This is a genomic window from Actinomycetospora sp. (assembly GCF_055612215.1).
Map to the genome: position 1 here is coordinate 1 of NZ_JBVPVA010000167.1, position 1619 is coordinate 1619.

Sequence of the window (1619 nt, forward strand, 5' to 3'; positions counted from 1 at the left end):
GGCAGCTCCTCGAGATGTACGGCGCGAAGATCATCTTCTCGCCCGCGGCGGGCGGGTCGAACCAGGCCGTGGCCACCGCCAAGGAGATCGCCGCCGAGCACCCGGACTGGGTGATGCTCTACCAGTACGGCAACCCGGCCAACGCGCTCGCGCACTACGAGAGCACCGGCCCGGAGATCCTGCGCGACATGCCGACGATCACGCACTTCGTCGCCGGTCTCGGCACCACCGGGACGCTCATGGGCACCGGGCGCTACCTGCGCGAGCACAAGCCCGACTGCCAGATCGTCGCCGCCGAGCCGCGCTACGGCGAGCTGGTCTACGGCCTGCGCAACATCTCCGAGGGGTTCGTCCCCGAGCTCTACGACCCCGACGTGCTCACCGGGCGCTACTCGGTCGGTGCGCACGACGCGCTGCGGCGGACCCGCCAGCTCGTCGAGCAGGAGGGCATCTTCGCGGGCATCTCGACCGGCGGGATCCTGCACGCCGCGCTGGCCCAGGCCGAGAAGGCCGCGGGGGGCGACGCGGAGGCCGACATCGTGCTCGTCGTCTGCGACGGCGGGTGGAAGTACCTGTCCACCGGGGCCTACGCGGGGACGCTCGAGGAGGCCTCGGAGGGGCTCGAGGGCCAGCTCTGGGCCTGACCGATTCCTCACGCTCGCCCAGCGGGCCGGGCGTATCGTCGGGCGCGTGACCAGCCCCGGATCCACCGTCCCGGCGAAGCCCCGGGTGTTCCCGGCGCACCCGCTGCGCGCGGCGATCGGGATGCTGGTCTTCCTGGCGCTGCTGTGGGCGATCGAGGCGGTCGACCAGTTCGTGTTCGGCGGCTCGCTCGACCAGGACGGCATCGTCGCGCGGCAGGTCGACGGGCTCGACGGCATCCTGTGGGCGCCTCTCCTGCACGCCGGCTGGGCGCACCTGATCGCGAACTCGCTGCCGTTCTTCGTGCTCGGGTTCCTGGTGCTCGCGGGCGGGCTGGTGCAGTTCGTCGCGGTGACGGCGCTGGTGTGGCTGCTCGGCGGGTTCCTCACGTGGCTGACCGGCTTCGGCGTCACGGTCGGGGCGTCCGGGGTGATCTTCGGCTGGCTGGCCTTCCTGCTCTTCCGCGGCGTGTTCGCGCGCTCGGGACGTCAGATCGCGCTCGCCCTCGTCCTGCTGCTGGTCTACGGCGGGGTGCTGTGGGGCGTCCTGCCCGGCACGCCCGGCGTCTCGTGGCAGGCCCACCTGTTCGGGGCCCTCTCCGGGGTCCTCGCGGCGCGCCTCGTCGCCTCGGCCGACCGGCGAGGGAGGGCGGGCGACCCTCCCGGCGGTCCGGTGTCGCCCCATCCGATCGGGCCGTAAGGTGCCCGCGTGGAATTGATCGTCCTCGGGTGTTCCGGCAGTGGCGCCGGACCCACATCGCCCGCCTCGGGCTACCTCGTGCGCACCCGCGGGACGACGCTCGTGATGGACCTCGGCAACGGCACGTTCGGGACCCTGCAGCGCCACCTGGACCCGTTCGACCTCGACGCCGTCGTGCTCTCCCACCTGCACCCCGACCACTGCGCGGACGTCTCCGGACTCGTCGTGCACCGCCGCTACCACCCGGACGGGCCGGGCAAGGTGCTCCCGCTGCACGG

At 72.8% G+C, this 1619-nt stretch carries 3 protein-coding genes; all 3 read left to right on the plus strand.

Annotated elements, in window-relative coordinates:
- Nucleotides 1-644, plus strand: a 644-nt coding sequence (locus AC0CYZ_RS04700) for a PLP-dependent cysteine synthase family protein (protein WP_472212819.1), incomplete at its 5' end; no start/stop codon positions are given.
- A 46-nt stretch (nt 645-690) separates the two neighbouring features.
- Nucleotides 691-1341 carry a rhomboid family intramembrane serine protease gene (locus AC0CYZ_RS04705; protein ID WP_472212821.1) on the plus strand — a complete coding sequence of 217 codons (651 nt, stop codon included), beginning with the start codon at nt 691-693 and terminating at the stop codon, nt 1339-1341.
- Nucleotides 1342-1350: 9 nt separating this feature from the next.
- Nucleotides 1351-1619: MBL fold metallo-hydrolase (locus AC0CYZ_RS04710; RefSeq protein ID WP_472212823.1), on the plus strand; the 269-nt coding region annotated here is incomplete at its 3' end.